This window comes from Pontibacter sp. H249 (assembly GCF_037892465.1).
Taxonomy (GTDB): domain Bacteria; phylum Bacteroidota; class Bacteroidia; order Cytophagales; family Hymenobacteraceae; genus Pontibacter.
On record NZ_JBBKTR010000017.1, the window covers coordinates 106,603 to 112,838 of the forward strand.

Annotated in this window: 5 protein-coding genes and 1 tRNA gene; 4 read left to right on the forward strand and 2 right to left on the reverse strand. The window is 41.9% G+C overall.

Annotated features, from left to right (window positions below):
- Positions 1 to 67: 67 nt before the first annotated feature.
- Both tig and WG943_RS18115 read right to left on the reverse strand, forming a co-directional pair.
- Positions 68 to 1,393, reverse strand: coding sequence for a trigger factor (gene tig, locus WG943_RS18110; RefSeq protein ID WP_340411166.1), 1,326 nt, complete (start codon positions 1,391 to 1,393; stop codon positions 68 to 70).
- Positions 1,394 to 1,469: 76 nt separating this feature from the next.
- Positions 1,470 to 1,551 (reverse strand) — tRNA-Leu (locus WG943_RS18115).
- A 263-nt stretch (positions 1,552 to 1,814) separates the two neighbouring features.
- On the opposite strand from WG943_RS18115, the gene WG943_RS18120 reads away from it, so the two are divergent.
- The 4 genes from WG943_RS18120 to WG943_RS18135 are packed head-to-tail and all read left to right on the forward strand — an operon-like array spanning position 1,815 to position 6,170.
- Entirely contained in the window at positions 1,815 to 4,016 is a 2,202-nt protein-coding gene (locus tag WG943_RS18120) for a RelA/SpoT family protein (protein WP_340411167.1), read from the forward strand.
- A 37-nt stretch (positions 4,017 to 4,053) separates the two neighbouring features.
- Positions 4,054 to 4,554 carry a Fur family transcriptional regulator gene (locus tag WG943_RS18125; RefSeq protein ID WP_340411168.1) on the forward strand — a complete coding sequence of 167 codons (501 nt, stop codon included), beginning with the start codon at positions 4,054 to 4,056 and terminating at the stop codon, positions 4,552 to 4,554.
- Positions 4,526 to 4,876, forward strand: coding sequence for an STAS domain-containing protein (locus WG943_RS18130; RefSeq protein ID WP_340411169.1), 351 nt, complete (start codon positions 4,526 to 4,528; stop codon positions 4,874 to 4,876). The genes WG943_RS18125 and WG943_RS18130 overlap by 29 nt, the downstream gene beginning before the upstream one ends.
- Before the next feature lie 7 nt (positions 4,877 to 4,883).
- Entirely contained in the window at positions 4,884 to 6,170 is a 1,287-nt protein-coding gene (locus tag WG943_RS18135) for an adenylosuccinate synthase (protein WP_340411171.1), read from the forward strand.
- Positions 6,171 to 6,236: the final 66 nt, after the last annotated feature.

Here is a 6,236-nt window from a genome sequence, read left to right on the forward strand (position 1 = left end):
GGTTTTCTCAAAAATAAAAAAAGGTCCTTAAAAAAGGACCTTTTTTTAATATAGTTTTTTAATCGTCTTATTCAAACGACATGTTTCTGAAGTCCTCAGCACTAACTGTTTTTTCAACAACAGTTAATTGTTCTTTAAGTTTAGCTAGCACCTTCTCGGCTAGTAATTGCTCGTACTCGTTAATGTAGTTACGGCCATTGTCCTGCTGCAGATACTGGTTAGCATAGTTGTTCATGCTCTCCATTAACTCCTCAGGAATCTCTGGCATGTTGAACTGAGCAAGCATCTTCTCTTTCGTAGCGTTTACTACTTCTTCGTTTGATACTTTCAGCTCGTTCTGCTCAACAATCTTGTTCTTGATCATAGACCACTTCAGTTCACGAACATACTTATCAAAGTTCTCTTCGATCTGCTCAGCAGTTAATTTGCCTTCGTTCGTAACCTGGATCCAACGCTTGAAGAACTCAGTTGGAATTTCTACATTAACATTATCAACCATGGTATCGATAATGTTGCGATACAATAGGTTGTCAGCCTCACGCTCATAGTTTTCCTTGATCGTCTCACGGATCTTAGCGTCAAACTCTTCTTCAGTTTTTACTTCGTCTTTACCGAAAAGCTTATCGAAAAGTTCTTGGTTAAGCTCAGCAGATTCTGTACGGTTGATTTTATCAACTGTAAATTCGAACTCACCATTCAGGTCAGCTACAACTTCTTTGCTTAAACCAGTTACGTGTGCAAGTGCTGCATTGTCGTCGCCAAAAGCTTTACGGATATCAAATTTGATAACATCGCCTTCTTTAACACCAACAAATTGCTCTTTTCCTTCTACTACGCGAGTAGTAGGGATAAGCGTTTTAGACTGGAACTCACCGTCTATCTGCTTCAGCTCACCAGAGATAAAATCACCTTCTTCAGATGTCTCAGGGTTTACTGTTTTGCCGAACTGGCGCTTCAGGTTTTCGTAAGCCTCATCAATTGTTTTCTGGTCAACCTCGATTGCGTAACCCTCTACGCTTTTATCCAGCGGAAGGTTAAAGTCAGGAAGTAAACCTACTGCATAATTAAATTCAAAGTCTTTCTGGTTATCCCAATCGATATCAGCCTGGTTTGGCTCAGGAAGTGGCTCGCCCAGAAGCTTAACATCATTGTCTTTAATGTACTTTGAGATTTCTTCCTGCAGAAGCTTATTGATTTGCTCTACAAGGATGCTCTTGCCATACATTTTCTTTACAAGACCGGCAGGCACTTTACCAGGTCTGAAACCCTTGATTTGTGCTTTTTTGCTATACTCTTTAACCTGCTGATCTACCTTTGAAGCGTAATCGGCCTCTTCCAGTACTACCTTCAGTTGCGCGTTAGTGCTGTCGGTTTGGTTTAATGTAATATTCAAGGCTGTATAAAGTTTTAATTTTGAAATATCTACTAATAACAAACCCCCAACATGGCTGTTGAGGGTTTATGTTTTGTGCGGATGGAGGGACTCGAACCCCCATGCCTCGCAGCGCTAGATCCTAAGTCTAGTGCGTCTACCAATTTCGCCACATCCGCTTGAAGTGTGCTTGTTTGTTATTGTGATGCAAAGGTAAGCAAGGAATTTTAAACTGCAATACCTGCTGCAAAAATTTTTAAAATATTTTTTCTGCTAGATATATAAAACTACTCATACTGCCTTTAACACAGGAGGTTATTGATTGCAGTGTAGAATCAATTATATTTGAGATATATTTGAAACTTAAACAGGCACTACCCACTTATACTTAATAGTAAGCATTTTGTCACCCAAAGCTAATTGCTTACTTTGATTACAACATATGGTTACAACAATTGATCCGGAGGCAGAACGCAAAGAAATTTTAAGGTATTACAGGAGATTATTAAGGTATGCTAAGCCCTTTTTAAAGGACAACGACGCCAAAATAATTAAGAAAGCCTTTAATACTTCTGTGGAGGCGCATAAGGATATGCGTCGTAAGTCCGGTGAACCCTATATATATCACCCTTTAGCTGTAGCCCAGATAGCCGTTGAAGAGATAGGTCTGGGGACCACTTCTATTGTTGCTGCTCTTTTACACGATGTGGTGGAAGACACCGACATGGAAATTGCGGATGTAGAGCGTGAGTTTGGGCCTAGTGTGGCACGCATTATAGAAGGGTTAACTAAGATTTCCGGTGTTTTTGATTATGGTTCGTCGCAGCAGGCGGAGAACTTCCGTAAGATGTTGCTTACCCTTAGCGACGATGTACGAGTTATACTTATTAAACTAGCCGATCGCCTACACAACATGCGTACGCTGGATAGTATGCCGCGCCACAAACAGTTGAAGATTGCATCGGAAACAATGTACCTGTACGCGCCGCTTGCACACCGTTTGGGTCTATATGCCATTAAGTCGGAGTTGGAAGATTTATACTTGAAGTATACAGATACCGAAACATATAAGGATATCTCCAATAAGATCAGGCAGACACGCAGCGCACGGGGCAAGTTTATTAAAGATTTTATTTCCCCGATAGAAGAGGAGCTTAGAAAGTATGGCTTTAAGTTTAACATCAAAGGCCGGCCTAAATCTATTTACTCTATCCTTAAAAAGATAAAGAAGCAGAACATCACCTTTGATGAGATTTACGACCTTTTTGCCATACGCATTATACTTGACGTGCCGCTGGAGAACGAGAAGGCTGCCTGCTGGCAAGTATACTCTATTATAACAGACTTCTACCAACCAAACCCTGACCGCCTGCGCGACTGGGTGAATACGCCTAAGGCAAATGGCTACGAATCGCTGCATACTACAGTAATGAGTAAGTCGGGGCAATGGGTGGAGGTACAGATCCGCACCAAGCGTATGGATGAGATCGCCGAACGTGGCTACGCTGCCCATTGGAAGTATAAAACCGATAGCTCGCAAGGTGGTGAGTCTGGCTTAGAGATGTGGATTAATAAGGTGCGCGACATGCTGGAAAGTAACACTGCCAATGCACTTGAGTTCATGGATGAGTTCCGCAAAAACCTGTTCGTGGAAGAGGTGTTTGTGTTTACGCCTAAAGGTGAGCTGATTATACTTCCCGATAAAGCCACAGCATTAGATTTCGCATTTGAGATTCACAGCCAAATAGGGTTGCAGTGCTTGGGCGCTAAAGTAAATCAAAAACTGGTGCCCCTGAGCTATCGCCTGAAAAACGGAGACCAAGTTGAGATACTTACCTCGCAAAAGCAGAAGCCCAATGAAGAATGGCTGCAGTATGTAGTTACTTCTAAGGCTCGTTCTAGAATTAAGGAAGCATTGCGTGAAGAGCGTAAGAATCGTGCTGAGCAAGGTAAGATTATGCTCGATCGCCGCCTGGAGCAACTAAATGTTCAGGATACGCAGGCTAGCATGAACAAACTGATGGCTTTCTTTAATGTGCCATCGCTTCAGGACCTGCATTACCGTATTGCTACGGGTCATATAGATATAAAGAACATCAAAGAAGTTATCTTTACAGCATCGTCTGATAAAGGTAACTCAATGTTGGAGCCAAAATCTTTTGATAAAGAGGTGCAGAAGATTAGAGGCGTAAACTCCGATATGCTGGTGATAGGAGAGAACACTTCTAATATGGAGTATAGAGTGGCCTCCTGCTGTAATCCGATTCCCGGTGATGATGTGTTTGGTTTCCAGACGGAGGATGATGGTATTGAAATACACCGTACCAACTGCCAGCGCGGCATAGAGTTAATGTCGAACTATGGCAACCGGATTATCAAGGCTAAATGGACCGACCAGAAAGAATTGGCTTTTCTGGCTGGTATTCGGATAAAGGGTACAGACAGGGTAGGACTTGTAAATGATTTAACCCGTATCATCTCAAATAGCTTAAAAGTAAATATGCGTTCTATAACCATAGATTCCAACGATGGAATTTTTGAAGGAAATATCATGGTGTTCGTAAATGATACCAGCCATCTGGAGAGGTTAATGCAACGCATGGGTAAAGTAAACGGTGTACTAACAGTAGAGAGATTCGATTAAGAAGAAGTACACTATAGTATATAGTATAAATAAAGACATGGCATTAAATCAAAATAAATTTGAAGAAGTAAAGAAGATCTTTACAGCATACTTAGAGAGCAAGAGCCTGCGCAAAACTCCTGAGCGGTACGCCATATTAGAGGAGATTTACTCGCGCGACGGGCACTTTGATGTGGAGTCGCTTTATATAAGTATGAAAAACAAAAATTATCAGGTTAGCCGAGCCACAGTTTACAACACATTAGACCTGCTGGTGGAGAATGACTTGGTAAGCAAGCATCAGTTTGGCCGAAACCTGGCGCAGTATGAAAAGTCATATGGCTATCGTCAGCACGACCACGTCATCTGCACCGAGTGTCATAAAGTGGTGGAGTTTTGCGATCCGCGCGTGCACCAGATCCAGACAATGGTGGGTGAACTGCTAAATTTTCATATCTTGCATCACTCCCTGAATTTATACGGTATCTGCGGCGATTGCCGTGCAAAAAAGGCTACAGAAGAAAAGCAATATGAAGTATCAGATAGAGCTGAAGGATGATATCTTATTTATAAGACTGGAAGGTGACCTAATCGCTGGCACTGATACTCAGTTAATGATTGAAGATACCGATAAACAGCAGGATGGGAATGTGCTGCTTTGCGCAGTAGATTTATCTAGTGTTCGCTTCATGGACAGCAGCGGCATGGGAGTGCTGGTTTCCTTACTTACAAAGTTCCGGAACCGTGGCGGTGAACTCGTGCTTATCAAGCCGTCCAATCATATTCGCAAGCTACTAATCGTTACAAAGCTAAACGCAATTTTTACTATCGCAGAAAACGATAACTTTGCGGCTCAATTCTTAAAGGAATCAATTTACTAAAACCATAATGGCAGTTGATATATTAATAGGTTTGCAGTGGGGCGACGAAGGAAAAGGGAAAATCGTCGACGTACTTGCACCAACCTATGACATAGTTGCCCGTTTTCAGGGCGGACCAAATGCAGGTCACACGTTAGAGTTTGAAGGTACAAAGCACGTATTACATCAGATCCCTTCTGGTATTTTTCATCCGCACATCAAAAACATTATAGGTAACGGCGTAGTGCTGGATCCTATTGTTTTCCGTACTGAGATGCAGAAATTGACTGACAGAGGTGTAGATGCTGCTAAAAACTTGTATATCTCTAAAAAAGCTGCCTTAATCCTGCCATCTCATAAAGTACTTGACAGAGTATCTGAAGAGGCATTGGGTAGCGGTAAAATCGGCTCTACTCTAAAAGGCATTGGCCCAACTTACCAAGACAAAATAGGTAGAGTTGGATTGCGTGTCGGTGATATATTGGCTGATGACTTTCAGGATAGATATAATAAACTAGTAGAGCGCCATAGGAAAACTGTAGAGTTTTATGGTCAGCAGTTAGAGCTGGGCGAACAGGAGCAGGCGTTCTTTGACTCTGTAGACTACCTACGCTCACTAAACCTTGTTGACAGTGAGTATATGATCAATGAAGCATTGCAGGCCGGAAAGAAAATTCTTGCTGAAGGTGCACAGGGTTCATTACTAGATGTTGATTTCGGAACTTATCCATTTGTGACCTCATCGACTACATTAGTAGCCGGTGCATGTACAGGTTTGGGAGTAGCTCCTAAGTATATAGGAGAAGTATATGGTATATTTAAAGCTTACTGCACTCGTGTAGGAAGCGGACCCTTCCCAACAGAACTCAATGATGAAGTAGGAGAGCAAATAAGACAAGCTGGTAGGGAGTTCGGTTCTACTACAGGTCGGCCGCGCCGTTGTGGGTGGGTAGATTTACCTAGCCTTAAGTATTCTATAATGCTTAATGGTGTAACGCAACTGAACATGATGAAGGCGGATGTCTTAACAGAGTTCGATACTATAAGTGTATGTACTCATTATAGGCTCCCATCAGGAGAAGTAACTGATAAAGTACCTCATTCTTTAGAAGAGGGTAACGTTGAGCCTATCTATACAGAATTGCCAGGCTGGAAAGTAGACCTAAATAAAATCGATTCTGTAGATCAATTGCCTGAAGCATTTAGAAATTACCTTGCATTTGTGGAAGAGCATCTACAGGTTCCAATTACAATAGTATCAGTAGGGCCAGATAGGAAGAGTACATTAAAAAGGAATGCTGTGAGTCTTGTATAGTATATACAAAAGGGAATAGTAAAAGAAAGAGGTTCAGCAAGAAAAGCTGAACCTCTTTCTTTTGAG

Bases quoted from the DNA above. Each gene is read 5' to 3' on its own strand.
- WG943_RS18125 (WP_340411168.1), top strand. From the start codon at position 4,054: ATGGCATTAAATCAAAATAAATTTGAAGAAGTAAAGAAGATCTTTACA.
- WG943_RS18135 (WP_340411171.1), top strand. From the start codon at position 4,884: ATGGCAGTTGATATATTAATAGGTTTGCAGTGGGGCGACGAAGGAAAA.
- WG943_RS18130 (WP_340411169.1), top strand. From the start codon at position 4,526: ATGAAGTATCAGATAGAGCTGAAGGATGATATCTTATTTATAAGACTG.
- WG943_RS18120 (WP_340411167.1), top strand. From the start codon at position 1,815: ATGGTTACAACAATTGATCCGGAGGCAGAACGCAAAGAAATTTTAAGG.